This is a genomic window from Pseudomonas rhizophila (assembly GCF_003033885.1).
GTDB classification, from domain to species: domain Bacteria; phylum Pseudomonadota; class Gammaproteobacteria; order Pseudomonadales; family Pseudomonadaceae; genus Aquipseudomonas; species Aquipseudomonas rhizophila.
In genome coordinates, this window is the sequence record NZ_CP024081.1 from 1827018 (window position 1) to 1852330 (window position 25313).

Sequence of the window (25313 nt, forward strand, 5' to 3'; positions counted from 1 at the left end):
TAAATGCAAGAAACCAAGCCGACTCGCGTCCGCTATTTGATCCTGCTCATGCTGTTTCTGGTGACAACGATCAACTATGCCGACCGCGCAACCATCGCTATCGCCGGCTCCAGCCTGCAGAAAGACCTCGGCATCGATGCCGTTACCCTCGGTTATATCTTCTCCGCCTTCGGCTGGGCCTACGTGGCCGGGCAGATCCCGGGCGGCTGGCTGCTTGACCGGTTCGGGTCGAAAAAAATCTATGCCTTGAGCATTTTTACCTGGTCGCTGTTCACCGTGCTGCAAGGCTATGTCGGTGAATTCGGTGTCTCCACCGCCGTGGTGGCGCTGTTCATGCTGCGTTTTCTGGTGGGGCTGGCCGAGGCGCCTTCCTTCCCGGGTAACGCCCGCATCGTCGCGGCCTGGTTCCCCACCGCTGAACGCGGCACCGCTTCGGCGATTTTCAACTCCGCCCAGTATTTCGCCACGGTGTTGTTTGCGCCGCTGATGGGTTGGATCGTCTACCGCTTTGGCTGGCAGCACGTGTTCATCGTGATGGGCGTGGTCGGTATCGTGTTCTCGCTGGTCTGGCTGAAGGTTATCCACAGCCCGCGTCAGCACCCGATGATCAATGAGGCCGAGTTCAATCACATCGCCGCCAACGGCGCGATGGTCGACATGGACCAGGACAAGGGCAGGGGTAAGAAGACCGACGGTCCGAAGTGGGATTACATCCGCCAACTGCTGACCAACCGCATGATGCTCGGCGTGTACCTGGGCCAATACTGCATCAACGGCATCACCTACTTCTTCCTGACCTGGTTCCCGGTGTACCTGGTGCAGGAACGCGGCATGACCATCCTCAAGGCTGGTTTCATCGCCTCCTTGCCGGCGATCTGCGGCTTCATCGGTGGCGTGCTAGGCGGGGTGATTTCCGACTACCTGCTGCGCAAGGGCCACTCGCTGACCTTCGCTCGCAAGGCGCCGATCATCGCCGGCCTGCTGGTGTCCAGCAGCATCGTGGCGTGCAACTACGTGGACATCGAATGGATGGTGGTGGGCTTCATGGCCTTGGCCTTCTTCGGTAAAGGCGTAGGCGCACTGGGTTGGGCCGTGGTGTCCGACACTTCGCCAAAACAGATCGCCGGTCTGAGTGGCGGCCTGTTCAACACCTTCGGCAACCTGGCATCGATCACCACGCCGATCGTCATCGGCTACATCATCAGCTCCACCGGTTCGTTCAAATGGGCGCTGGTGTTCGTGGGCTGCAACGCGCTGATGGCGGTGTTCAGTTACCTGGTGATCGTCGGGCCGATCAAGCGTGTCGTGCTCAAAGAGCCCGCGGCCCGGGATGATCAACTTTCCAGCCTGTCTGAAGCGAAATCCTGAAGGAGCGATGTCGATGCAACTGATTGAACATGCCGATTCGCCCCGTTACATCCGCCTGAATGAGCGGGACAACGTGGTCATTGTGGTGAACGACCAGGGCGTGCCAGCCGGGACTGAGTTCCCGGATGGCCTGGTCACCGTGGACTTTGTACCGCAGAGCCACAAGGTCACCCTGGAAGATATTCCCGAGGGCGGCGAGGTGATTCGCTACGGCCAGGTCATTGGCTACGCATTGCAACCAATCCCCCGTGGCAGTTGGGTCAAGGAAGACCAACTGCGCATGCCCACCGCGCCGCCGCTGGACAGCCTGCCGCTGTCCACCGACGTGCCGGCGGCCGAAGCGCCGTTGCAAGGCTACACCTTCGAGGGCTATCGCAACGCCGACGGTACCGTGGGCACGCGCAACATCCTGGGCATCACCACCACGGTGCAGTGCGTGACCGGGGTGCTGGACCATGCGGTCAAGCGCATCAAGGACGAATTGCTGCCCAAGTACCCGAACGTCGATGACGTGGTGGCGCTGACCCACAGCTACGGCTGCGGCGTGGCGATCACCGCCACCGACGCTTACATCCCGATCCGCACCGTGCGCAATCTGGCACGCAACCCGAACCTGGGGGGCGAAGCGCTGGTAATCAGCCTGGGCTGCGAGAAATTGCAGGCCGGGCAGGTGATGCATGAGAACGACAGCTCGGTGGACCTCAGCGAGCCGTGGCTGTATCGCTTGCAGGATTCCAGTCACGGTTTCATCGAAATGATCGAGCAGATCATGGAACTGGCCGAAACCCGGCTGAAGAAACTCGACCAGCGCCGCCGCGAAACCGTGCCGGCCTCGGAGCTGATCCTGGGCATGCAGTGCGGCGGCAGCGATGCGTTTTCCGGCATCACTGCCAACCCGGCCCTGGGCTATGCCTCGGACCTGCTGCTGCGGGCCGGGGCGACGGTGATGTTTTCCGAAGTCACCGAAGTGCGCGATGCGATCTACCTGCTGACCTCCCGGGCGCAAACCCGGGAAGTCGCCCAGGAGCTGGTACGCGAGATGGACTGGTACGACCGTTACCTGGCCAAGGGCGAGGCCGATCGCAGTGCCAACACCACACCGGGCAACAAGAAGGGCGGGCTGTCGAACATCGTCGAAAAATCCCTGGGCTCGATCGTCAAGTCCGGCAGCAGTGCGATCAACGGCGTGTTGGGTCCGGGCGAGCGCTTTAAGCAAAAGGGCCTGATCTTCTGCGCCACGCCGGCCAGTGATTTTGTCTGCGGCACGTTGCAACTGGCGGCGGGGATGAACCTGCACGTATTCACCACCGGCCGTGGCACGCCGTACGGCTTGGCCATGGCGCCGGTGGTAAAGGTCTCGACCCGCACCGAACTGGCCCAGCGCTGGCCGGACCTGATCGACATCGACGCCGGCCGGATCGCCACCGGGCGCGCCTCCATCGAGGAACTGGGCTGGGAACTGTTCCATTACTACCTGGACGTGGCCAGCGGCAAGAAACAGACCTGGGCCGAGCGGCACAAGCTGTACAACGACATCACCTTGTTCAACCCGGCGCCGATTACTTGATGATTTCGTGATCGCTGGAGATCCAGTGTGGGAGCGAGCTTGCTCGCGATGACGGCGGTACATTCAGCATTTATGCAAGCTGACACACCGCTATCGCGAGCAAGCTCGCTCCCACAGGGGTTTGTGGTGAATATGGATTTTGTGTTCACCCAGGAACAAATGTGGGAGCGAGCCTGCTCGCGATAGCGGTCTACCAGACGCCAGTGTCGTTAGTGGCTATCATTAGCCACCTAACGACACCCTTCTCAAGGTCCCCGGCATGCTGGCAATTTTCCTCGAAACCCTGAACATCACCGCACCGGTGTTTGCCATGTTGTTTCTGGGGACGTTGCTCAAGCGCATCTATTGGATCAACGACAACTTCATCCACATGGCCTCGTCCCTGGTGTTCAACGTCACCATGCCGGCGCTGTTGTTCCTCGGCATCCTGCATGCCGATCTCCACGCGGCATTGCAGCCGGACCTGCTGATCTATTTCTCCATTGCCACCCTGGTGTGCTTTGCCGTGGCCTGGGGCTGGGCGATCTGGCGTTGCCCGCGTGAGGACCGTGGCATCTATACCCAGGGCGCCTTTCGCGGCAACAACGGCGTGATCGGCCTGGCACTGGCGGCGAGCATGTATGGCGACTACGGGATTTCCCTGGGGTCGATACTCGCGGCGCTGGTGATCCTGTTCTACAACACCCTGTCGACCATCGTGCTGGCGGTCTACAGCCCAGTGATCAAGTCCGACCCCTGGAGCATCTGCAAAAGCGTGGTCAGCAACCCGCTGATCATCAGTGTGGTCGTAGCCGCGCCGTTGGCCTATTGGCAGATAGGCCTGCCGAACTGGTTTGAAACCTCGGCCAAATACCTTGCCCAGATGACTTTGCCGCTGGCGTTGATCTGCATCGGCGGCACGCTGTCGCTGGCGGCGCTGCGCAAAAGCGGCAAGATGGCCCTGAGTTCGAGCCTGGTGAAAATGATCGGCCTGCCGTTGCTGGCGACCCTGGGGGCCTGGCTCTGGGGCTTTCGCGGGGCGGAGCTGGGAATTCTGTTCCTGTACTTTGGCAGCCCCACCGCCGCCGCCAGTTACGTCATGGCCCGCGCGGCCGATGGCAACCATGAACTGGCCGCGGCGATCATCGTCATCACCACGCTGATGGCGGCGATTACCACCAACCTGGGGATTTTTGTGTTGCAGTGGGGTGGGTGGATCTAGGTTCTGGGTTGTGGTGTTCTTGAGGGCCCATCGCGAGCAGGCTCGCTCCCACAGTAGATGGCGGTGTACACAAGTTTCCAGTCCGCCTGCGATCACGTGTGGGAGCGAGCTTGCTCGCGATAGCGATCTCCCAGTCACTCAGATTTCTGATAACTATCGATCACTTCCTGCGCCGCCCGAAACGCATCAATCGCCGCCGGCACCCCCGCATACACCGCGCAATGCAGCAACGCCTCGCGAATCTCTTCCACTGTACAGCCGTTGTTCAAGGCCCCGCGCACGTGGCCTTTCAATTCCTGCGGGCATTTGAGGGCGGTGAGGGCGGCGAGGGTGATCAGGCTGCGGGTTTTGAGCGGCAGGCCTTCGCGGCTCCAGACGCTGCCCCAGGCATGCTCGTTGACGAAATCCTGCAGCGGCTGGGTGAATTCGGTGGCGTTGCCCAAGGCACGGTCGACGAACGCGTCGCCCATCACCTGGCGGCGCATGTCCAGGCCGGTCTTTGGAGTGTCGGTCATGGCAAATCCCTCTTGTGGTGTTGACGGCGCCAGGCGCGCAAGGAACTGAACAGCAAAAACGCGAGCAGGGCCGGCAGCACATAGAACAGCATCAGTCGTTCCAGTTGGCCGGCCAGAGGCATGCCGGTAGTGAACGACACCACATGCAGCCCATAGGCCAGGTACAAGCCCAAAAACAGCAGGCCTTCGGCGCGGGTGACGCGGTAGCCGGAATAGAACACCGGCAGGCACAACACCGCCACGCCGAGCATCACCGGCAGGTCGAAATCCAAAGCATTGGGGGAAACCGAGAGCGGCGAGGGCGCGGCGAGGGCCGTCACCCCCAGCACGCCCAGCAGGTTGAACAGGTTGCTGCCGATCACGTTGCCCACGGCAATGTCTCGCTGGCCCCGCAGGGCGGCGATCAGCGAGGTGGCGAGTTCCGGCAGCGAGGTGCTGACGGCGACGATGGTCAGGCCGATGATGCGTTCCGACAGCCCCAGGTCCGTCGCCACTTCCACCGCCGCGCCCAACAGCAAGTGCCCGGCGAAAATCAGCATCGCCAGGCCCACGACCATCATCGACAGGCTTTTGGGCCATGACACTTGCGCCACGTCCACGCCCATCCCATGCGGTCGCCCCGAATGCCGCGACTGGCGCAGCAACAGGCCCAGGTACACCGCCAGGGCCATCAACAGCAACGCGCCGTCCAGTTGCGTCAGTTCCTCGTTCCAGGCCAGCACGAACACCAGCAGGCTGGCGCCGATCATCAGCGGGATGTCCAGGCGCACCAGTTGACGCGAGACGCGCAACGGAATGATCAGCGCCGACAACCCGAGGGTGACGAGGATGTTGAAGATGCTGCTGCCGATCACGCTGCCCACGGCGATGTCGGCGTTCTGCGCCAGTGTCGCTTGCAGGCTGACGGCCATTTGCGGGGCGCTGCTGCCAAAGGCGACCACGGTCAGGCCGATGATCAGCGGACGCACCTGCAAACGTGCCGCCAGGCCCACGGCGGCGCGCACCAGCAGCTCGGCCCCGGCGATCAGCAACAGCAGGCCACCGAACAGTTCGATCAGGCTCAGCAGCGGGATGGCATTGAGTAGGGAAATGTCCGGGCTCCGTCTATCAATCGTCGAGGGCTTGCACACGCACCCGTGCGGTGCCGCTGCGTAGCATGCCCAGTTGCTCGGCGGCAGCGCGGGATACATCGATCAGGCGGCCACGAGTGTAGGGGCCACGGTCGTTGATGCGGACCACGACACTGTCGTTGTTTTTCAGGTTGGTGACTTTCACCCGTGTGCCGAACGGCAACTGGCGATGGGCGGCGGTCAGGCCATGCTGGTTGAAGCGCTCGCCGCTGGCGGTGCGCTTGCCATGGTGCCTGGCACCGTAATAAGAGGCGACGCCGGTCTGGTCATAGCCGTGTGGATCGACCGTCCCGCTCTGGCTGGCACAACCGGCCAGCAGGGACAGCAGGGCGCAGGCGCCGAGGAGACGCTTCATGTAGGGGTTTCCAACTACAGATAGGGGCGCTGGCCAGTGAGAGAAAAGCCTGTGGGAGCAAAGCTTGCTCGCGACGAACGATAACGCAGTCCACTGATGGATCAAGGTGTCTTCATCGCGAGCAAGCTTTGCTCCCACAGGATCTCTCCCACAAGGGAGAGTGGAGCCAGGCTTGAAATCTGGCTCCATGGTCATCAGCCCTCAAGCTTGCTTTTGAGCAGTTCGTTGACCTGTTGCGGGTTGGCCTTGCCCTTGGAGGCTTTCATGGCCTGGCCGACGAAGAAACCGAACATCTTGCCGCGCTTGGCTTCGTCTGCCGCGCGGTATTGCTCGACTTGCTCGGCGTTGGCCGCGAGCATTTCATCGAGTACGGCGCTGATCGCACCGGTGTCGGTGACTTGCTTCAGGCCGCGCTTCTCAATGATCTCATCGGCGCTGCCTTCACCGTTGGCCATGGCTTCGAAGACCATTTTGGCGATCTTGCCGGAAATGGTGTTGTCCTTGATCCGCAACAGCATGCCGCCCAGTTGCTCGGCCGATACCGGCGACTGGTCGATCTCCAGGCCCTGCTTGTTCAGCAGGCTGCCCAACTCGACCATCACCCAGTTGGCCGCCAGCTTGGCGTCGCCGCCGATGCTCACGACTTTTTCGAAGTAATCGGCCTGTTCGCGGCTGGTGGCCAGGACGTTGGCGTCATAGCTCGACAGCCCGAACTGCGCCTGGAAGCGCTCGCGTTTCTGGGGTGGCAGTTCCGGCAAGGTGGCACGTACGTCATTGAGGAACGAGTCCTCGATCACCACCGGCAGCAGGTCCGGGTCGGGGAAGTAACGGTAGTCGTTGGCTTCCTCTTTACTGCGCATCGGACGGGTCTCGTCCTTGTTCGGGTCGTACAGGCGAGTCTGCTGGATGACCTTGCCGCCGTCCTCGATCAGTTCGATCTGGCGCTGGATCTCGCTGTTGATCGCCTTCTCGATGAAACGGAACGAGTTGACGTTCTTGATCTCGCAGCGGGTGCCGAATTCAACCTGGCCCTTGGGCCGGATCGACACGTTGCAGTCGCAACGCAGCGAGCCTTCGGCCATGTTGCCGTCGCAAATGCCCAGGTAGCGCACCAGCGCGTGGATCGCCTTGACGTAGGCCACGGCTTCCTTGGCACTGCGCATGTCCGGTTCAGAGACGATTTCCAGCAACGGCGTGCCGGCACGGTTCAGGTCGATGCCGGTGGCACCGTTGAATTCTTCGTGCAGGCTCTTGCCGGCGTCTTCTTCCAGGTGCGCACGGGTGATGCCGACGCGCTTGACCGTACCGTCTTCCAGGGCGATGTCCAGGTGGCCCTTGCCGACAATCGGCAACTCCATCTGGCTGATCTGGTAGCCCTTGGGCAGGTCCGGATAGAAGTAGTTCTTGCGGGCGAATACGTTGTGCTGGCCAATCTCGGCGTCAATCGCCAGGCCGAACATCACCGCCATGCGCACGGCTTCGGCGTTGAGCACCGGCAACACGCCGGGCATGCCCAGGTCGACCAGGCTGGCCTGGGTGTTGGGCTCGGAGCCGAACGTGGTGGAGCTACCGGAAAAGATTTTCGACCGGGTGGTGAGCTGGGTATGAATCTCCAGCCCGATCACGACTTCCCATTGCATGTGTTTCTCCTCAGAAGCCGGTTGGGGTGCGGGTGTGCCAGTCAGTGTTCAACTGATACTGGTGAGCCACATTGAGCAGGCGGCCTTCCTGGAAGTACGGTGCGAGCAACTGCACACCCACCGGCAGGCCATCGACGAAACCGGCCGGCATGGACAGGCCCGGCAGGCCAGCGAGGTTGGCGGTGATGGTGTAGACGTCTTCCAGGTACTCAGCGACCGGGTCGCTGCTCTTGGCGCCGAGTTTCCAGGCCGGGTTCGGCGTGGTTGGGCCAAGGATGATGTCGACCTCGTTGAAGGCGGCCATGAAGTCGTTCTTCACCAGGCGACGGATTTTCTGCGCCTTGAGGTAGTAGGCATCGTAGTAGCCGGCGGACAGCGCGTAGGCACCGACCATGATCCGGCGCTGCACTTCGGCGCCGAAGCCTTCGCCACGGGAGCGCTTGTACAGGTCCATCAGGTTGTCCGGATTTTCGCAGCGATAGCCGAAGCGCACGCCGTCGAAACGCGACAGGTTCGAGGACGCTTCCGCCGGGGCGATCACGTAGTACGCCGGAATCGCGTGCTGCATGTTCGGCAGGCTGATTGGCTTGATCACCGCGCCGAGCTTCTCCAGCTCCTTGATGCTGTTGTGGGTCAGCTCGGCGATGCGCGGGTCCAGGCCGGCGCTGAAATATTCCTTCGGCACGCCGATGCGCAGGCCCTGCAACGAGCCGTTGAGGCTGGCGCTGTAGTCCGGCACCGGTTCATCGATGCTGGTGGAGTCGTTCGGATCGAAGCCAGCCATGCCTTGCAGCAGGATCGCGCAGTCTTCGGCGGTGCGGGCCAGCGGACCGCCCTGGTCGAGGCTGGAGGCGTAGGCGATCATGCCCCAGCGCGATACGCGGCCATAGGTCGGCTTGAGGCCCGTGAGGTTGGTAAACGCCGCCGGCTGGCGAATCGAACCGCCAGTGTCGGTGGCGGTGGCGGCCGGCAGCAGGCGCGCGGCCACGGCGGCAGCGGAACCACCGGACGAGCCACCCGGTACGTGTTCCAGGTTCCACGGGTTTTTCACTGCGCCGTAGTAGCTCGACTCGTTGGCCGAACCCATGGCGAATTCGTCCATGTTGGTCTTGCCCAGGGTCACGGCGCCGGCTGCGGCCAGTTTGGCGACCACGGTGGCATCGTACGGGGCCTTGAAGTTGTCGAGCATCTTCGAGCCGCAACTGGTGCGGATGCCCTGGGTGCAGAACAGATCCTTGTGGGCAATCGGTGCGCCGAGCAGGGCGCCGCTCTCACCGTTGGCGCGACGGGCGTCGGCGGCCTTGGCCTGGCTCAGGGCCAGTTCTTCGGTGAGGCTGATGAAGCTGTTGAGCTGCGGGTCGAGCTGGGCGATGCGCGCCAGGAGGGCCTGGGTCAGCTCTTCGGAAGAAAACTTTTTATCGGCGAGTCCGCGGGCGATCTCGGCCAGGGTCATGTGATGCATGAGAGGCTCTTTCCCTTTAGTCGATGACTTTCGGAACCAGGTACAGGCCGTTTTCGACCGCTGGTGCGATGGACTGGTAGGCCTCGCGGTGATTGGACTCGGTCACGACGTCGGCGCGCAGGCGCTGGCTGGCTTCCAGTGGGTGGGCCAGGGGTTCGATGCCGTCGGTGTTGACCGCCTGCATCTCGTCGACCAGCCCCAGAATGCTGTTCAGGGCAGAAGTAATGTGTGGAAGATCGGCTTCATCGAGGCCCAGACAGGCCAGGTGAGCGATTTTTTCCACGTCGGAGCGTTCAAGCGCCATGGGATTCTCCAGTGGAAAACAAAACGGACGCAATCTGTCCGTGTGTTAGATTGTCGGAACACTACCGCATTTCTACGGTCCAGTGCCCTGTATCACAAATACTGTTCCTTTTTGACGGCCTCTATTGTCGTCAACAAAGGAACGTATCTGCGAAACAGGGCATTGGCCGCGATTTCGGGGTTTGGTGCACAGAAAAGCGGCCAATTTAACATATTGGCGCCTTGCCCAAAATCCCTGTCGTTGTTAGAGTTTGCCGCACTTTTTTACCCACGCGTTGCCTAGGGTCCCTTTCCCATGTTCAAGAAACTGCGTGGCATGTTTTCCAGCGATCTTTCCATTGACCTGGGCACTGCCAACACCCTTATTTACGTGCGCGAGCGCGGTATCGTCCTGAATGAACCCTCGGTCGTGGCCATCCGCACCCACGGTAACCAGAAGAGTGTCGTGGCTGTCGGTACCGAAGCCAAGCGCATGCTGGGCCGTACTCCGGGCAACATTGCAGCCATTCGCCCCATGAAGGACGGCGTGATCGCCGACTTCAGCGTCTGCGAAAAGATGCTGCAGTACTTCATCAACAAAGTTCACGAAAACAGTTTCCTGCAGCCCAGCCCTCGCGTGCTGATCTGCGTGCCCTGCAAGTCCACCCAGGTGGAGCGTCGTGCCATCCGTGAGTCGGCCCTTGGCGCCGGTGCCCGTGAAGTGTTCCTGATCGAAGAACCGATGGCCGCTGCCATCGGTGCCGGCCTGCCGGTCGAAGAGGCCCGTGGTTCGATGGTCGTCGATATCGGTGGTGGTACCACTGAAATCGCCTTGATCTCCCTCAACGGTGTGGTCTACGCCGAGTCCGTACGTGTGGGCGGCGACCGTTTCGACGAAGCGATCATCACCTACGTGCGCCGCAACTACGGCAGCCTGATCGGCGAATCCACCGCCGAGCGCATCAAGCAGGAAATCGGCACGGCCTATCCGGGCGGCGAAGTACGTGAAGTCGACGTTCGCGGCCGTAACCTGGCTGAAGGCGTTCCACGTGCCTTCACCCTCAACTCCAACGAAGTGCTCGAAGCACTGCAAGAGTCGCTGGCGACCATCGTGCAGGCGGTCAAGAGTGCTCTGGAGCAGTCGCCGCCGGAACTGGCGTCGGACATCGCCGAGCGCGGCCTGGTGCTGACCGGTGGTGGCGCGCTGTTGCGTGACCTCGACAAGCTGCTGGCTCAGGAAACCGGCTTGCCGGTGATCGTTGCCGAAGACCCGCTGACTTGCGTTGCCCGCGGCGGTGGCCGTGCATTGGAAATGATGGACAAGCACACCATGGATCTGCTCTCCAGCGAATAAGCCCGCCTGGATGGTCTATGTTGTTCGCTCCCCGGGCAGCACTTTGCAGTGCTGCCCGTTGACGTTTATCTTCTGTCATTCGTATCCAGGCCGGTTTGATGCCGTATGAATAAAGAAAACATTTGCCTGGGAGGAGCGGCTTATTAAACCGCTTTTCGCCAAAGGCCCCTCATTGGGTGTGCGCCTGCTGGTGCTGACCGTGCTGTCGGTCGCGCTGATGGTGGTCGATGCCCGTTTCACGCTGCTCAAGCCAGTGCGCAGCCAGATGTCGCTGGTATTGATGGAATCCTACTGGATCACCGATTTGCCGCAGCGCTTGTGGCAGGGTGTGGCCAGCCAGTTTGGCAGCCGGACCGAGCTGGTGGCCGAAAACGAAAAACTCAAGACCGAGAACCTGCTGTTGCAGGGACGCATGCAGAAGCTGGCGGCCCTCACCGAGCAAAACGTGCGGCTGCGCGAGTTGCTCAATTCCTCGGCGCTGGTCAACGAGAAGGTCGAAGTGGCCGAGTTGATCGGCATGGACCCCAATCCCTTTACCCACCGCATCATCATCAACAAGGGTGAGCGCGACGGTGTTGTCCTCGGCCAGCCGGTACTCGATGCTCGCGGCCTGATGGGGCAGGTGGTGGAGTTGATGCCCTACACCTCTCGCGTGCTGTTGCTGACCGATACCACCCACAGCATTCCCGTGCAGGTCAACCGCAACGGCTTGCGGGCGATTGCCAGTGGCACCGGTAATCCGGAGCGCCTGGAGCTGCGGCACGTCGCAGACACCGCCGACATCAAGGAAGGCGACCTGCTGGTCAGTTCCGGTCTCGGTCAGCGATTCCCGGCCGGGTATCCGGTGGCGACGGTCAAGGAGGTCATACACGACTCAGGTCAGCCGTTCGCTATCGTGCGTGCGGTGCCAACGGCTGCGCTGAATCGCAGTCGATACCTGCTGCTGGTATTCAGCGACAACCGCACCCCGGAAGAGCGCGCCAACGACGCCGCCGTGGCCCAGGAGGCCGAGGATCGGCAGAACATCGACTCGACCGCGACCCCGGTTACCCCGGCGACAGTCCCGGGCACAACACCGGCACCTGCCCCGGCTGCAACGACCCCGGCGCCAACGCCGGCCACCCAAGCCCCGGCGACTCAACCCGCAAGGCCCGCGGCCAAACCGCCTGTCTCCACGCCGGCCACCGCGCCAGCCACCAGGGGAGCACGAGAATAATGAGCAGTACACATTCCGGTAACGGCTGGATGGTCTGGCTGACGTTCGCCATCGGCCTGTTGCTCAGCGTTTCGCCGCTGCCACAATTCATGGAAATCCTGCGCCCGCTGTGGCTGGCGCTGCTGCTGGCATTCTGGGCGCTGGCGCTGCCGCACAAGGTCGGCATGGTCACCGCCTGGTGCCTGGGGCTGGCCGAAGACGTGCTTTATGGCACGTTGCTGGGGCAGAACGCGCTGATCCTGACGCTGATCACGTTCCTGGTGCTATCGCTGCAACAACGCCTGCGGATGTTCCCCATGTGGCAGCAGTGCCTGGTGATCCTGGTGATTTTCGGCCTGGCGCAGCTGGTGCAGCTGTGGCTCAGCGCGCTGACCGGCAATCGACAGCCGACCCTGGCGCTGGTGTTGCCGGCACTGGTCAGTGCCTTGCTCTGGCCGTGGGTCAGCTTCGGTTTGCGTGGCTTGCGCCTGCGTTTCAAAATCAACTGATTCGGTCAGGCATTGGCCCGCACCTTGAGAGGGAGATGTCTTGATGAAACCGCTTTACCTCGCCTCGGGCTCGCCGCGTCGGCGTGAGTTGCTCACGCAGATCGGTGTGCCATTCACCGCCGTCAGCGCAGACATCGACGAAACTCCCCTGGATGACGAAACCCCTTCGGCCTATGTCGAACGTCTGGCGCGCGGCAAGGCTGAGGCCGGGCGACGTGCTTTGCCCGCAGGCATGGACGGCTGCGTGCTGGGTGCCGACACCGCCGTGGTGCTGGACGGGCGGATTCTGGGCAAGCCGCTGGATCAGGCCGACTCAATGGCGATGCTTTTGAGCCTGTCCGGTCGTGACCATGAGGTGCTGACCGCCATTGCGGTACTGGACGGGCAACGTTGTGAATCCTGTGTGGTGCGCAGCCGGGTCAGCTTTCGCTCCATCACCGAACAACAAGCGCTAGCCTATTGGAACAGCGGTGAGCCCCGGGACAAGGCCGGCGGCTATGGTATTCAGGGCTTGGGGGCGGTATTCGTCGCCGGGCTTGAAGGCAGCTATTCAGCTGTGGTCGGCCTGCCGCTGTGCGAAACCTCGGAGCTGTTGGGCCATTTCGGCATACCCTGTTGGCAAACCCTGAGCGCGCGCTGAGCGCCGTCTGACTTGATGCGGCCATTATCGTGAACACGCCTGAACGAGACCCTGCCATGAGTGAAGAGATCCTGATCAACATCACGCCGATGGAATCGCGCGTGGCGGTGGTTGAAAACGGTGTTCTGCAAGAAGTTCACGTCGAGCGCACGCAAAAACGTGGCATCGTCGGCAATATCTATAAAGGCAAGGTGGTGCGGGTGTTGCCGGGCATGCAGGCGGCGTTCGTCGATATTGGCCTGGATCGTGCGGCGTTCATTCATGCCTCGGAAATATCCATGCGTGAAGGCCCGGCCGTGGAGAGCATCAGTGCCCTGGTTCATGAAGGCCAGAGCCTGGTGGTCCAGGTCACCAAGGACCCCATCGGTTCCAAGGGCGCGCGCTTGACCACGCAGCTGTCGATTCCGTCGCGCTACCTGGTGTACATGCCGCGTACCGCTCACGTCGGCATTTCCCTGAAGATCGAAGATGAAGCCGAGCGCGAGCGCCTCAAGCAGGTGGTCAGCGATTGCGTGGAGAAAGAGGGCATCAAGGAAGCTGGAGGTTTCATCCTGCGCACCGCCGCCGAAGGGGCCGGGGCCGATGAAATTCTCATGGACATCCGCTATTTGCGCCGGCTCTGGGACCAGATTGCCGATCAGATCAAGACCATCGCCACCCCCAGCGTGATCTACGAAGACCTCGGTCTGGCATTGCGGACCCTGCGGGACCTGGTCAGCCCCAAGATTGAGAAAATCCGCATCGATTCCCGGGAAACCTTCCAGAAAACCACCCAGTTTGTGGCGGAGCTGATGCCGGAAATCGCTGATCGTCTCGAGCATTACCCCGGCGAGCGGCCGATTTTCGACCTGTACGGCGTCGAAGACGAAATCCAGAAGGCCCTGGAGCGTAAGGTGCCGCTCAAGTCCGGCGGCTACCTGGTGGTGGACCCGGCCGAGGCCATGAGCACCATTGACGTCAACACTGGGGCGTTCGTCGGCCATCGCAACCTCGAAGAAACCATCTTCAAGACCAACCTGGAAGCGGCCACCGCCATCGCCCGTCAGCTGCGCCTGCGCAACCTGGGCGGAATCATCATCATCGACTTCATCGACATGGAGCACGAAGAGCACCAGCGCCAGGTGCTGCGGACCCTGGAAAAACAACTCGAGCGCGACCACGCCAAGACCAACATCATCGGGATCACCGAGCTGGGCCTGGTGCAGATGACCCGCAAGCGCACTCGCGAGAGCCTTGAGCAGGTGCTGTGCGAACCGTGCAGCAGTTGCCAGGGCCGGGGCAAGCTCAAGACCCCGGAAACCGTGTGTTACGAAATCTTCCGGGAAATCCTCCGGGAGGCACGCGCTTACCAGGCCACAGGTTATAGAGTGTTGGCGAACCAGAAAGTGGTGGATCGCCTGCTCGATGAAGAGTCAGGGAACGTTGCGGAACTGGAGGCCTTTATCGGTCGCACGATTCGCTTTCAGGTGGAAACCATGTATTCCCAGGAACAATACGACGTGGTGCTGCTCTGAAGTGGCTTGATGAGCGGCAGCCCCGCGGATTTGAATACTTTTGCCAGGGGAGCCCGCTGACATGGAGCGTCTGACACGCATTTTGGCCGCGCTGACCCGTTGGGGCCTGGGCCTGTGCGCGCTGCTGTTGGTGCTGGTGGCACTGTATGTCAGCCTCGGGCGAGAACTGGCTCCGCTGGTGGCCGAATACCGCGCCGAGGTCCAGACCCGCGCCAGCGAAGCGTTGGGCATCCCCGTGCATATCGGCAGCCTGGACGGTAGCTGGAGCGCCCTGGCCCCCATCCTGCTGGCCCACGACGTGATGGTCGGCGAGGGCGCCAATGCCTTGCATCTGGATCAGGTGCGGGCCGTGCCGGACTTGTGGGGCAGCCTGGTGGCGCGTCAGGTGCGCATTGCTCACCTGGAACTCAGCGGCCTGAAGATCAGCCTCAAGGAAGGCGCCGACGGCAAGTGGGCCCTGGAGGGGCTGCCAGTGCAGGACGATCAGCCCTTGGATCCCCAGCAACTGCTCGAGCGCATGCAGATGATCTCGAAGCTGTCGGTGCTCGACAGCCAGGTGACCTTGCAGCCGCTGGAACAACCACCGCTGACCCTGACCTATGTTGGCCTGAGCCTGCGCACTGGTGTTGCCCGTCAGCGTCTGGATGCCCGACTGACCCTGCCTGACGGCCAACCCGTCGCGATCAACCTGCGCACCCGTATCCGTGCCAGCGACTGGCAGAACGGCCAGGCTGATGTCTACCTGAGTCTGCCGCAAAGCGATTGGTCCAAATGGCTGCCGGAACGCCTGACCCGACAATGGCATTTTTCCCGGATCAAGGCTGGCGCAGAGTTCTGGCTGAGCTGGGGCGCGGGCACCGTGCAAAGCGCGGCCATTCGACTGAACGCGCCGGACATCCAGGGCGCCTATGCCGAGCGCAAGCCGGTGCAGATCCATAACCTGGCGCTCAACGGGTATTTCCAGCGCAGCGACCAGGGATTCAGCGCAACCTTCGATTCCCTGGCAATGAGCCTGGGCGAAACCCGTTGGGAATCGCGCCTGCAGTTGCAACAGAACAACGCCACCGAAAAAACCGAAGAACTCTGGCACGTGCAGGCTGATCGCCTCGACCTCACGCCGCTGACGCCGTTGCTCCATGCCCTGGCGCCGTTGCCCGAAGGCGTTGCCACGGCAATCGACCGGCTCAAGTTCACGGGCGGCCTGCGCAACGTGCTGGTGGACTACCGCCCGCAGAACAGCGGTGATCAGAAAGTCAGCTTCGCCACCAACCTGGACACCGTAGGCTTTGATGCCTATCGCGGCGCCCCGGCGGCGCGCAACGTGTCCGGGAGCCTGAGCGGCGACCTGGGCGGCGGTGAGCTGCGCATGGACAGCAAGGATTTTTCCCTGCACCTGGACCCGATCTTCGCCAAGCCCTGGCAATACTTGCAGGCTAACGCCCGGCTGACCTGGAAATTGGACAAGCAGGGTTTCACGCTGATTGCGCCGTACCTGAAGGTACTGGGGGAGGAGGGCCGGATTGCCGGTGACTTCCTGATTCGCCTGCATTTCGACCACAGCCAGGAAGACTACATGGACCTGCGGGTCGGCCTGGTGGATGGCGACGGTCGCTATACCGCCAAGTATCTGCCTGCTGTCCTGAGCCCTGCGCTGGATGAGTGGCTGCGCACGGCAATCGTCAAGGGCGCGGTGGATCAGGGTTTTTTCCAGTATCAAGGTTCGCTGAACCACGGTGCCGAAGACGCGGCACGCAGCATCAGCCTGTTTTTCAAGGTGCATGATGCCGAGCTGGCCTTCCAGCCGGGGTGGCCTTCGGTGAGCAAGGTCAGCGGGGATGTTTTCGTCGAAGACAGCGGCGTGCGCATCTTTGCCAGCCAGGGGCAGTTGCTGGACACCCAGGTCAGGAATGTTTCGGTGAACATCCCCCATGTGCCCAGCGGCCAGAATTCCCATCTGCTGTTGGACGGCGAGTTCGCCGGTGGCTTGGGCGACGGTTTGAAGATCCTGCAGACGGCGCCGATCGGTACGGCGCAGACATTCGCCGGCTGGGAAGGCGAGGGCGACCTGCAAGGCAGTGTGAAGCTGGATATTCCTTTGGCGAAAGGCGAGCAACCGAAGATTCTGGTGGACTTCAAGACCGACAAGGCCCGGCTCAAGCTCAGCGAGCCGGTGCTGGAGCTGACGCAGCTCAAGGGCGATTTCCGCTTCGACAGCAACAAAGGACTGAGCGGCAAGAATATCGCGGCCCGAGCGTTCGACCGGCCCGTGACCGCGCAGATTTTTGCCGAAGGCCGTGCCGGTGAACTGACTACGCGGGTGGCCGCCTCCGGACAGGTGGAGGTCAAGAAACTCACTGACTGGCTGAAGGTTACACAACCATTGCCGGTGACTGGCGTGGTGCCGTATCAGTTGCAGGTGATCCTCGACGGTGCCGACAGCCAACTGTCGGTCAGTTCCAGTCTCAAGGGCGTGGCCGTGGATCTGCCCGCGCCCTTCGGGTTGGCGCCCGATGCCGGGCGTGACACGGTGTTTCGCATGACCTTGCAAGGCGCGGAGCGCCGTTACTGGGTGGATTATGGCGACCTGGCCAGCTTCACCTACGCGGCGCCGAATGGACAGGTTGCAGACGGTCGCGGTGAACTCTTGCTCGGTAACGGTGATGCGATTCTGCCGGGAGGCAAGGGCCTGCGCCTGCGCGGGACGCTGTCGCAGCTGGATGTGAGTCCGTGGCAGGAGCTGGTGGGCAAGTATGCGGGGCAGGATCCGGGCGGTAGCGCCAAACAGCTGCTTAGCAGCGTCGATCTGAACATCGGCAAGCTCACCGCCATGGGCACGACCCTGGACCGGGCTTCGGTGCAACTGGACCGCAAGCCTGACGCCTGGGCTTTGCGACTTGCCAGCGAGCAGGCCAAGGGCACCGCCAGTCTGCCGGACGCGAAGGCCGCACCGATCGGTATCAAGCTTGACTACATTCGCCTGCCGGCCGCCGACCCGACGGTCCAGACCGACGAAAACGCGCCGGACCCGCTGGCTTCGGTCGATCCTCGCAACATTCCGGCCATGGATATTGTCATTGACCAGTTGTTCCAGGGGCCCGACCTCATTGGTGCCTGGTCGTTGAAGGTGCGTCCGACAGGCAAGGGCATTGCCTTGAACAACCTGGACATGGGCCTCAAGGGCATGGTCTTGAGCGGCAACGGTGGCTGGGAAGGCGTCCCCGGCTCCACCAGCAGTTGGTACAAAGGCCGCATTGGTGGCAAGAACCTGGCCGATGTGCTCAAGGGCTGGGGCTATGCGCCGAGCGTGACCAGCGAGAAATTCCGCCTGGACGTCGATGGTCGCTGGCCTGGCTCGCCAGCGTGGGTCGCCACGAAGCGCTTCTCCGGGAGTCTGGATGCGTCGCTGAGCAAGGGCCAGTTCGTCGAGTTGGAAGGCGGCGCCCAGGCGCTGCGGGTATTTGGCTTGCTGAACTTCAACTCCATCGGCCGCCGATTGCGCCTGGACTTCTCTGACCTGTTCGGCAAAGGCTTGAGTTACGATCGGGTCAAGGGGCTGCTGGTGGCGAGCGACGGTGTTTACGTGACCAGTGAACCCATCACCCTGACGGGACCGTCGAGCAACCTGGAGCTCAACGGCACACTGGACATGGTGGCCGATCGGGTCGACGCCAAGTTGCAGGTGACGCTGCCGGTGACCAACAACCTGCCGATTGCAGCGCTGATTGTCGGCGCGCCAGCGGTGGGTGGGGCGCTGTTTCTGATCGACAAACTGATTGGCGACCGTGTGGCGCGCTTTGCCAGCGTAAGATACGACGTCAAGGGGCCGTGGAAAGAGCCGAAGATTACCTTCGACAAGCCGTTCTGACAGGCGATGACATCCCCCTTGTGGGAGCGAGCCTGTGGGAGCAAAGCTTGCTCGCGATTGCGGTGTATCAGCCAGCCTATATGTTGGATGTAACTGCCTCATCACGAGCAAGCTTTGCTCCCACAGCCGCCTCGAGCGAGGATAAAAAAGAGGGAAGCACCATGCCAGTGGCAGTGATTCAGATGGTCAGTCAAAGCGATGTGCTCGCCAATCTGGCCCGCGCTCGTGTGCTGCTGGAACAGGCTGCCGCTGGCGGCGCAAGGCTGGCGGTGCTGCCTGAAAACTTCGCGGCCATGGGCCGGCGGGATGTGGCGGACATCGGTCGTGCCGAGGCCTTTGGTCAGGGACCGATCCTGCCCTGGTTGAAACAGACCGCCCGTGACCTCAAGTTATGGATTGTGGCCGGCACGTTGCCGTTGCCGCCGATGGAACAACCGGACGCCAGGGTGCATGCCTGTTCGTTGCTGATCGATGATCAGGGCCAGATTGTCGCGCGCTACGACAAGCTGCACCTGTTCGATGTGGACGTGGCAGACAATCGCGGTCGTTATCGCGAGTCTGATGACTATGCTTATGGCTACAACGTGGTAGTGGCCGATACACCTGTAGGGCGGGTTGGTCTGACGGTTTGTTATGACTTGCGTTTCCCGGAACTCTATAGCGAGCTGCGCGCCGCCGGGGCTGAATTGATCACCGCGCCTTCGGCGTTTACCGCAGTGACTGGCGCTGCCCATTGGGAGGTGTTGATTCGCGCCCGGGCCATCGAGACCCAGTGTTATGTGCTGGCAGCCGCTCAGGGCGGGCTGCATCCAGGGCCACGGGAAACCTTTGGCCATGCAGCGATAGTCGATCCATGGGGCCGCGTGCTGGCGCAACAGGATCAAGGCGAGGCCGTTTTGCTGGCCGAGCGCGACAGCAGCGAACAGGCGTCCATCCGGGCGCGTATGCCGGTGGCTAGCCATCGGCGCTTTTTCTCGCAGGGCGCTCGACAGCGGCCTGTCCAAGACGACGAATTCAAGGCGTAGAACATATGAGCGGGTTGTTATCCTCAGTCAGTGAACACCTTTTAGCCCCCGGTGGCGTCACCCTCGAAAGCCTGCAAGGGGTGCTGGGCGACTTGGCCGGCCCGGGCATCGATGCAGCCGACCTATATTTCCAAGGAATGATCTCCGAGTCCTGGTCGCTGGAAGACGGCATCGTCAAGGAAGGCAGTTTCAACCTTGACCAGGGTGTGGGCGTGCGTGCCCAGTCCGGGGAAAAAACCGGCTTTGCCTACAGCAACGCCATCACCCTTGAAGCACTGGGCGCCGCAGCCCGTGCCGCTCGTTCGATTTCCCGGGCCGGGCAGAACGGCAAGGTACAGGCCTTCAGCAGCCAGGACGTGACGCAGTTGTATGCGCCGGACAACCCGCTGGAAGTCATGAGCCGCGCCGAAAAGGTCGAGCTGCTCAAGCGCATCGACGTCGCCACTCGCGCCCTTGATCCACGCATCCAGCAAGTATCGGTGAGCATGGCCGGGGTCTGGGAGCGGATCCTGGTGGCGTCCACCGACGGCGGTCTGGCGGCGGACGTCCGGCCGCTGGTGCGTTTCAATGTCAGTGTGATCGTCGAGCAGAACGGTCGTCGCGAGCGCGGCGGCCATGGTGGCGGCGGACGTACCGATTACCGTTATTTCCTCAGCGAAGATCGCGCCATGGGTTACGCCCGCGAAGCGCTGCGCCAGGCCCTGGTCAACCTGGAAGCGATCCCGGCGCCGGCCGGCACATTGCCGGTGGTGCTGGGTTCTGGCTGGTCCGGTGTGCTGCTGCACGAAGCGGTGGGGCACGGTCTGGAAGGCGATTTCAACCGTAAGGGCAGCTCGGCCTACAGCGGCCGCATGGGCGAAATGGTCGCTTCGAAACTCTGCACCATCGTCGATGATGGCACCCTGGCCGGGCGTCGCGGCTCCCTGAGCGTCGACGATGAAGGCACCCCGACCGAATGCACCACCCTGATCGAGAACGGCGTGCTCAAGGGCTATATGCAAGACAAGCTCAACGCCCGCCTGATGGGCGTGGCCCGTACCGGCAATGGTCGCCGCGAGTCTTACGCGCATCTGCCGATGCCGCGCATGACCAACACCTACATGCTGGGCGGTCAGAGCGATCCGGCGGAAATCATCGCTTCGGTGAAAAAGGGTATTTACTGCGCCAACCTCGGCGGCGGCCAGGTGGATATCACCAGCGGCAAATTCGTGTTTTCCACCAGTGAGGCTTACCTGATCGAAGACGGCAAGATCACTGCGCCGGTCAAGGGCGCGACCCTGATCGGCAACGGGCCGGAGGCGATGAGCAAGGTGTCGATGGTCGGTAACGATCTGGCGCTGGACAGCGGCGTGGGGACGTGCGGCAAGGATGGGCAGTCAGTACCGGTGGGTGTCGGTCAGCCGACCCTGAAGATTGATGCGATTACCGTGGGTGGCACGGGCGCATGACGGGAGCGCTGGGTGGAGTGCGAGGCCTCCACCCACGGTCGTTACTCAGCGCAGGCCGCGTTGGGTTTCGTCCAGCTCACGAATGTATTTGAAGATTTTACGGCTCGAGGCCGGTGGCTTGTTTTGCGCCAACTCGTGCTGGGCCTGACGGATCAGGGAGCGCAGTTGCTGACGGTCAGCCTCCGGGTAGTCGATGACGAATTTTTCCAGTACGCCGTCATCGCCTGCGATCAGGCGATCGCGCCAGCGCTCCAGGTTATGGAAGCGTTCGTTGTACTGCCGGGTAGAGGCATCGAGTTGATCGAGCAGAACCAGGATGGCGTCAGTGTCCTGGTCGCGCATCAGTTTGCCGATGAATTGCAGGTGCCGTTTACGCGCGATATTCGCGGTGTGCTTGGGCGCATCGGCCAGGGCCCGGCGCAAGGCGTCGGTCAGAGGCAGTTTGGCCAGCAAGTCAGGCTTGAGTGTTGTCAGGCGCTCGCCGAGGTCAACCAGAGCATGCAGCTCGCGTTTGACCTGGGATTTGCTTTTTTCACCCTCGTAGAGGGAGTCGTCGTAAGAATCAACCATGGTGGCAGTCCGCAAAGAAACGCCGCCATGATAACCAGTCGGGGGCCGCTTGTCCGGCCCGGTCGCACGAAGGCCTCAGGTTTGTACGCAAAGTCGCGAAGGCACTATTCGTACAAACCCTGACCGAAAGCAGAATTTGAGTGGAGATACACCATGAGTGCAGTTCAGAGCGTCGGCCCGCAAGCATTGCCGGCACTGCAGGAACAAGTCGAGCAGATCCTTGCCGAAGCCAAGCGACAGGGCGCCAGCGCGTGTGAGGTGGCGGTCTCTCTGGAACAAGGTTTGTCGACATCGGTTCGCCAGCGCGAGGTGGAGACCGTCGAATTCAATCGCGACCAGGGGTTTGGCATCACGTTGTACGCCGGCCAGCGTAAGGGCTCGGCCAGCACGTCGGCCAGTGGTCCTGACGCCATTCGTGAAACCGTTGCCGCTGCGCTGGCGATCGCCCAGCACACCTCCGAGGACGAAGCTTCGGGCCTGGCCGATGCGGCGCTGATGTGCAAGGAACTGCGAGACTTCGACCTGTTCCACGCCTGGGACATCACCCCGGAACAAGCCATCGAGCAGGCGTTGCGCTGTGAAGCGGCGGCTTTCGACGCCGACCCGCGAATCAAAAACGCCGACGGCACGACCCTCAATACCCATCAGGGCTGCCGTGTATACGGTAACAGCCACGGTTTTATCGGTGGTTATGCGTCGACCCGGCACAGCCTCAGTTGCGTCATGATCGCCGAAGCCAACGGCCAGATGCAGCGCGACTACTGGTATGACGTGAACCGCCAGGGCAATCGTCTGGCAGATCCGGTGAGTATTGGCCGCAAAGCCGCGCAGCGGGCGGCCAGCCGCTTGGGTGCGCGGCCGGTGCCGACCTGTGAAGTGCCGGTGCTGTTTGCCGCCGAACTGGCCGGCGGGTTGTTTGGCAGCTTTTTGTCGGCGGTCTCCGGCGGCAATTTGTATCGCAAATCATCGTTTCTCGAAGGGGCACTCGGCCAGAAACTGTTCCCGGAGTGGATGACCATCGATGAGCGTCCGCACCTGATGCAGGCCATGGGCAGCTCGGCCTTCGACGGCGATGGCCTGGCCACCTACGCCAAGCCATTCGTGGAGAATGGCGAACTGGTGTCCTATATTCTCGGCACCTATTCCGGTCGCAAGCTTGGCATGCCCAGCACCGCCAATGCCGGTGGCGTGCATAACCTGTTCGTGACCCATGGCGAAGAGGACCAGGCAGCCTTGCTGCGTCGCATGGGCCGTGGCCTGCTGGTGACGGAACTGATGGGGCATGGCCTGAACATGGTCACCGGGGACTATTCTCGTGGCGCGGCGGGGTTCTGGGTCGAGAACGGCGAGATTCAGTTTGCCGTCCAGGAAGTCACCATCGCTGGTAACATGCGCGATATGTTCAAGCAGATCCTGGCGGTGGGTAACGACCTGGAACTGCGCAGCAACATCCGCACCGGCTCGGTGTTGATCGAGCGAATGACGGTAGCGGGTAGCTGACCTTCAGCGCAGTAAAAAAGGCGCGTCATCCAAGTGGATGACGCGCCTTTTTATATTTAGAGGAACCTTGTGGCGAGGGGATTTATCCCCGTTGGGGTGCGAAGCGCCCCATTCAAACTGCCTGACTCATCGCCGTGTCAGGTTTTGGGGCTGCTTCGCACCCCAGCGGGGATAAATCCCCTCGCCACAATGAATCTGCTTCAGAGCTTAAGGCTATTCGCCTTCATCGAAGTAGTTGTTGATCAGCCCCACCAACGCATCCAGCGCCTCCTGCTCCTGTTCACCTTCGGTTCGCAGATGGATTTTGGTGCCTTGGCCGGCTGCCAGCATCATCATGGCCATGATGCTTTTGCCATTGATCATTTTCTCGGGGTCACGGCCCACGAGGATCTCGCAAGGAAACTGACCTGCCACACCGACGAACTTGGCTGACGCGCGGGCATGCAAGCCCAGCTTGTTGATGATTTCAATTTCCAGAGCGGGCATCGCGATGTGAATCCTTTAGCTGAGGTCGCGGTGGCGAACCTGGACGTTCTTCAGGGACTGTTGCAGGAGCTGACCCAAACGTTCGGTCAGGTAGACGGAGCGGTGATGGCCACCGGTACAGCCAATGGCAATCGTGACGTAGGCGCGGTTGCTCGCGGCAAAGCGCGGCAGCCATTTGAGCAGGTAGCTGGAGATGTCTTGGTACATTTCCTCGACATCCGGCTGGGCGGCCAGGTAGTCGATCACCGGCTGGTCGAGCCCCGATTGTTCGCGCAGCTCCGGTTTCCAATAAGGATTGGGCAGGCAGCGCACATCGAACACCAGGTCGGCGTCTACCGGCATTCCGCGCTTGAAACCGAACGACTCCACCAGAAATGCCGTACCCGGTTCCGGCTGGTTCAGCAGACGCAACTTGATGGTGTCGCGCAGTTGATACAGGTTCAGGTGGGTGGTATTGACCTTCAGGTCCGCCAGGTCGGCGATCGGCCCCAGCAGCTGACTCTCGTCATGAATGGCTTCGGCCAGGGAGCGGCTTGCGTTGCTCAGGGGATGACGCCGACGGGTTTCGGAGAAACGCTTGAGCAGCGTCTCCTCATCGGCATCCAGATACAGCACATCGCACTGGATGTGCCGATTGCGCACTTCCGCGAGCAGCTCCGGGAACCGCGACAGGTGGCTCGGCAGATTACGTGCATCGATGGAGACAGCCACCAGCGGTTGCGCCAGTTCGGTATGGATCAGGGCGCGCTCGGCCAGTTCCGGCAGCAGGCCGGCCGGCAGGTTGTCGATGCAGTAGTAGCCGCTGTCCTCAAGCACGTTAAGCGCCGTGCTTTTACCGGAGCCGGAGCGTCCGCTGACAATGATCATGCGCATGTTTAATGACCGTTCTGCTCGTCCAGGACAACCTGATACAAGGCTTCGTTGCTCGGCGCGCTGCGCAATTTCTCGCGCACTTCCTTGCGGTCCAGCATGCTGGCGATCTGGCGCAGCAGCTCAAGGTGCGCATCGGTCGCCGCTTCCGGTACCAGCAGTACAAACAGCAGGTCGACCGGTGCGCCGTCGATGGCGTCGAAATCTATGGGTGCTTCAAGGTGCAGCAACGCACTGATCGGCGCTGTACAGGCCTTGAGGCGGCAATGGGGAATGGCGATACCGTTGCCAAAGCCGGTGGAGCCCAGTTTTTCACGGGCAAACAGGGCCTCGAAGACATCCTGCATTTCCAGATCCGGTACCTCTCGGTGGATCAGGTTGGCAATTTGTTCGAGGGCTTTCTTTTTACTGCCACCCGGCACGTTCACCTGGGAACGGCCGGGGGTCAGGATGGATTCTAGTCGGATCATGGATTAGGGGGGTTAACGACCGGTCGCGCCCTGGAGGAGGCTCTGGGTCTTTTCCTTATGCTTTTTGAGTTGGCGATCCAGCTTGTCGGTCAGCAGGTCAATCGCGGCATACATGTCTTCATGCGCAGCATTGGCAACCACCTCTCCGCCGGGGATATGCAACGTGGCTTCGATTTTCTGCAGCAGCTTCTCGACGTTCATCGTGACTTGCACGTTGGTGATCTTGTCGAAATGCCTCTCCAATCGTTCGAGTTTTTCGCCGATGTATTCGCGAAGAGGTTCGGTCACTTCCAGTTGGTGTCCACTGATGTTGACTTGCATACAGCTTCTCCTTCGTTGCCAGTGCA

Annotated in this window: 23 protein-coding genes; 12 read left to right on the forward strand and 11 right to left on the reverse strand. The window is 61.7% G+C overall.

The features are described from left to right. The first annotated feature begins 3 nt into the window (after positions 1-3). The 3 genes from CRX69_RS08535 (at position 4) to CRX69_RS08550 (ending at position 4136) form a co-directional block, all read left to right on the forward strand. Entirely contained in the window at positions 4-1368 is a 1365-nt protein-coding gene (locus tag CRX69_RS08535; RefSeq protein WP_047228688.1) for an MFS transporter, read from the forward strand. A gap of 13 nt (positions 1369-1381) precedes the next feature. Next, on the forward strand, positions 1382-2935 hold the full coding sequence (garD, locus tag CRX69_RS08540) for a galactarate dehydratase (RefSeq protein ID WP_047228687.1): 1554 nt from the start codon (positions 1382-1384) through the stop codon (positions 2933-2935). A 259-nt stretch (positions 2936-3194) separates the two neighbouring features. Beyond that, positions 3195-4136: an AEC family transporter gene (locus CRX69_RS08550; protein WP_047228686.1), complete on the forward strand. Its 942-nt coding sequence runs from the start codon at positions 3195-3197 to the stop codon at positions 4134-4136. A gap of 134 nt (positions 4137-4270) precedes the next feature. Here the strand turns inward: CRX69_RS08550 and CRX69_RS08555 are convergent, their stop codons facing one another. From CRX69_RS08555 to gatC, 6 genes are all read right to left on the reverse strand, one after another. After that, the gene (locus CRX69_RS08555) at positions 4271-4651 is read right to left on the reverse strand and encodes a carboxymuconolactone decarboxylase family protein (protein ID WP_076383558.1); all 381 of its coding nucleotides are present in this window, start codon (positions 4649-4651) and stop codon (positions 4271-4273) included. Further along, the gene (locus CRX69_RS08560) at positions 4648-5709 is read right to left on the reverse strand and encodes a calcium/sodium antiporter (RefSeq protein WP_047228693.1); all 1062 of its coding nucleotides are present in this window, start codon (positions 5707-5709) and stop codon (positions 4648-4650) included. Before CRX69_RS08560 ends, CRX69_RS08555 begins: the two co-directional genes overlap by 4 nt. Before the next feature lie 49 nt (positions 5710-5758). Further along, positions 5759-6136 carry a septal ring lytic transglycosylase RlpA family protein gene (locus CRX69_RS08565; RefSeq protein WP_092394136.1) on the reverse strand — a complete coding sequence of 126 codons (378 nt, stop codon included), beginning with the start codon at positions 6134-6136 and terminating at the stop codon, positions 5759-5761. A 194-nt stretch (positions 6137-6330) separates the two neighbouring features. Next, positions 6331-7776, reverse strand: coding sequence for an Asp-tRNA(Asn)/Glu-tRNA(Gln) amidotransferase subunit GatB (gene gatB / locus CRX69_RS08570; protein WP_047228683.1), 1446 nt, complete (start codon positions 7774-7776; stop codon positions 6331-6333). A 10-nt stretch (positions 7777-7786) separates the two neighbouring features. Continuing rightward, the gene (gene gatA, locus CRX69_RS08575; RefSeq protein ID WP_107321878.1) at positions 7787-9238 is read right to left on the reverse strand and encodes an Asp-tRNA(Asn)/Glu-tRNA(Gln) amidotransferase subunit GatA; all 1452 of its coding nucleotides are present in this window, start codon (positions 9236-9238) and stop codon (positions 7787-7789) included. Between the two features lie 16 nt (positions 9239-9254). Further along, positions 9255-9542 (reverse strand): Asp-tRNA(Asn)/Glu-tRNA(Gln) amidotransferase subunit GatC, encoded by a 288-nt coding sequence (gene gatC, locus CRX69_RS08580; protein WP_047228681.1) that lies wholly within the window; start codon positions 9540-9542, stop codon positions 9255-9257. Between the two features lie 294 nt (positions 9543-9836). Between gatC and mreB the strand changes: the two genes are divergently transcribed. The 8 genes from mreB to tldD all read left to right on the forward strand — a co-directional run bounded on the left by mreB (position 9837) and on the right by tldD (position 21070). Further along, positions 9837-10874: a rod shape-determining protein MreB gene (gene mreB, locus CRX69_RS08585; protein ID WP_002555108.1), complete on the forward strand. Its 1038-nt coding sequence runs from the start codon at positions 9837-9839 to the stop codon at positions 10872-10874. Positions 10875-11016: 142 nt separating this feature from the next. Beyond that, complete coding sequence (gene mreC / locus CRX69_RS08590) at positions 11017-12090, forward strand: rod shape-determining protein MreC (protein WP_076383560.1); 1074 nt, start codon at positions 11017-11019, stop codon at positions 12088-12090. Continuing rightward, positions 12090-12578: a rod shape-determining protein MreD gene (gene mreD / locus CRX69_RS08595; RefSeq protein WP_047228679.1), complete on the forward strand. Its 489-nt coding sequence runs from the start codon at positions 12090-12092 to the stop codon at positions 12576-12578. Before mreC ends, mreD begins: the two co-directional genes overlap by 1 nt. 43 nt (positions 12579-12621) lie before the next feature. Then, positions 12622-13218, forward strand: coding sequence for a Maf family protein (locus CRX69_RS08600; protein ID WP_047228678.1), 597 nt, complete (start codon positions 12622-12624; stop codon positions 13216-13218). 56 nt (positions 13219-13274) lie between these two features. Beyond that, positions 13275-14732 carry a ribonuclease G gene (gene rng, locus CRX69_RS08605; protein ID WP_047228677.1) on the forward strand — a complete coding sequence of 486 codons (1458 nt, stop codon included), beginning with the start codon at positions 13275-13277 and terminating at the stop codon, positions 14730-14732. Positions 14733-14793: 61 nt separating this feature from the next. After that, on the forward strand, positions 14794-18597 hold the full coding sequence (locus CRX69_RS08610; RefSeq protein WP_107321879.1) for a YhdP family protein: 3804 nt from the start codon (positions 14794-14796) through the stop codon (positions 18595-18597). A gap of 161 nt (positions 18598-18758) precedes the next feature. After that, a complete protein-coding gene (locus tag CRX69_RS08615) occupies positions 18759-19622 on the forward strand; it encodes a carbon-nitrogen hydrolase family protein (protein ID WP_047228675.1) in 864 nt (287 codons plus the stop codon). Between the two features lie 5 nt (positions 19623-19627). After that, entirely contained in the window at positions 19628-21070 is a 1443-nt protein-coding gene (tldD, locus tag CRX69_RS08620; protein ID WP_047228674.1) for a metalloprotease TldD, read from the forward strand. Between the two features lie 45 nt (positions 21071-21115). On the opposite strand, the gene yjgA is transcribed toward tldD, so the two are convergent. Further along, entirely contained in the window at positions 21116-21640 is a 525-nt protein-coding gene (gene yjgA, locus CRX69_RS08625) for a ribosome biogenesis factor YjgA (protein WP_003197830.1), read from the reverse strand. Positions 21641-21793: 153 nt separating this feature from the next. On the opposite strand from yjgA, the gene pmbA reads away from it, so the two are divergent. After that, complete coding sequence (gene pmbA, locus CRX69_RS08630; RefSeq protein ID WP_047228673.1) at positions 21794-23140, forward strand: metalloprotease PmbA; 1347 nt, start codon at positions 21794-21796, stop codon at positions 23138-23140. A gap of 213 nt (positions 23141-23353) precedes the next feature. Here pmbA and CRX69_RS08635 read toward each other — a convergent pair whose 3' ends face one another. The 4 genes from CRX69_RS08635 to hpf are packed head-to-tail and all read right to left on the reverse strand — an operon-like array spanning position 23354 to position 25287. Next, positions 23354-23626, reverse strand: a complete 273-nt coding sequence (locus CRX69_RS08635) for an HPr family phosphocarrier protein (RefSeq protein ID WP_047228672.1) — start codon at positions 23624-23626, stop codon at positions 23354-23356. Between the two features lie 15 nt (positions 23627-23641). Beyond that, on the reverse strand, positions 23642-24499 hold the full coding sequence (rapZ, locus tag CRX69_RS08640) for an RNase adapter RapZ (RefSeq protein WP_047228671.1): 858 nt from the start codon (positions 24497-24499) through the stop codon (positions 23642-23644). A 2-nt stretch (positions 24500-24501) separates the two neighbouring features. Continuing rightward, the gene (gene ptsN / locus CRX69_RS08645; RefSeq protein ID WP_047228670.1) at positions 24502-24966 is read right to left on the reverse strand and encodes a PTS IIA-like nitrogen regulatory protein PtsN; all 465 of its coding nucleotides are present in this window, start codon (positions 24964-24966) and stop codon (positions 24502-24504) included. A 12-nt stretch (positions 24967-24978) separates the two neighbouring features. After that, the gene (gene hpf, locus CRX69_RS08650) at positions 24979-25287 is read right to left on the reverse strand and encodes a ribosome hibernation-promoting factor, HPF/YfiA family (RefSeq protein ID WP_047228669.1); all 309 of its coding nucleotides are present in this window, start codon (positions 25285-25287) and stop codon (positions 24979-24981) included. Positions 25288-25313 lie beyond the last annotated feature (26 nt).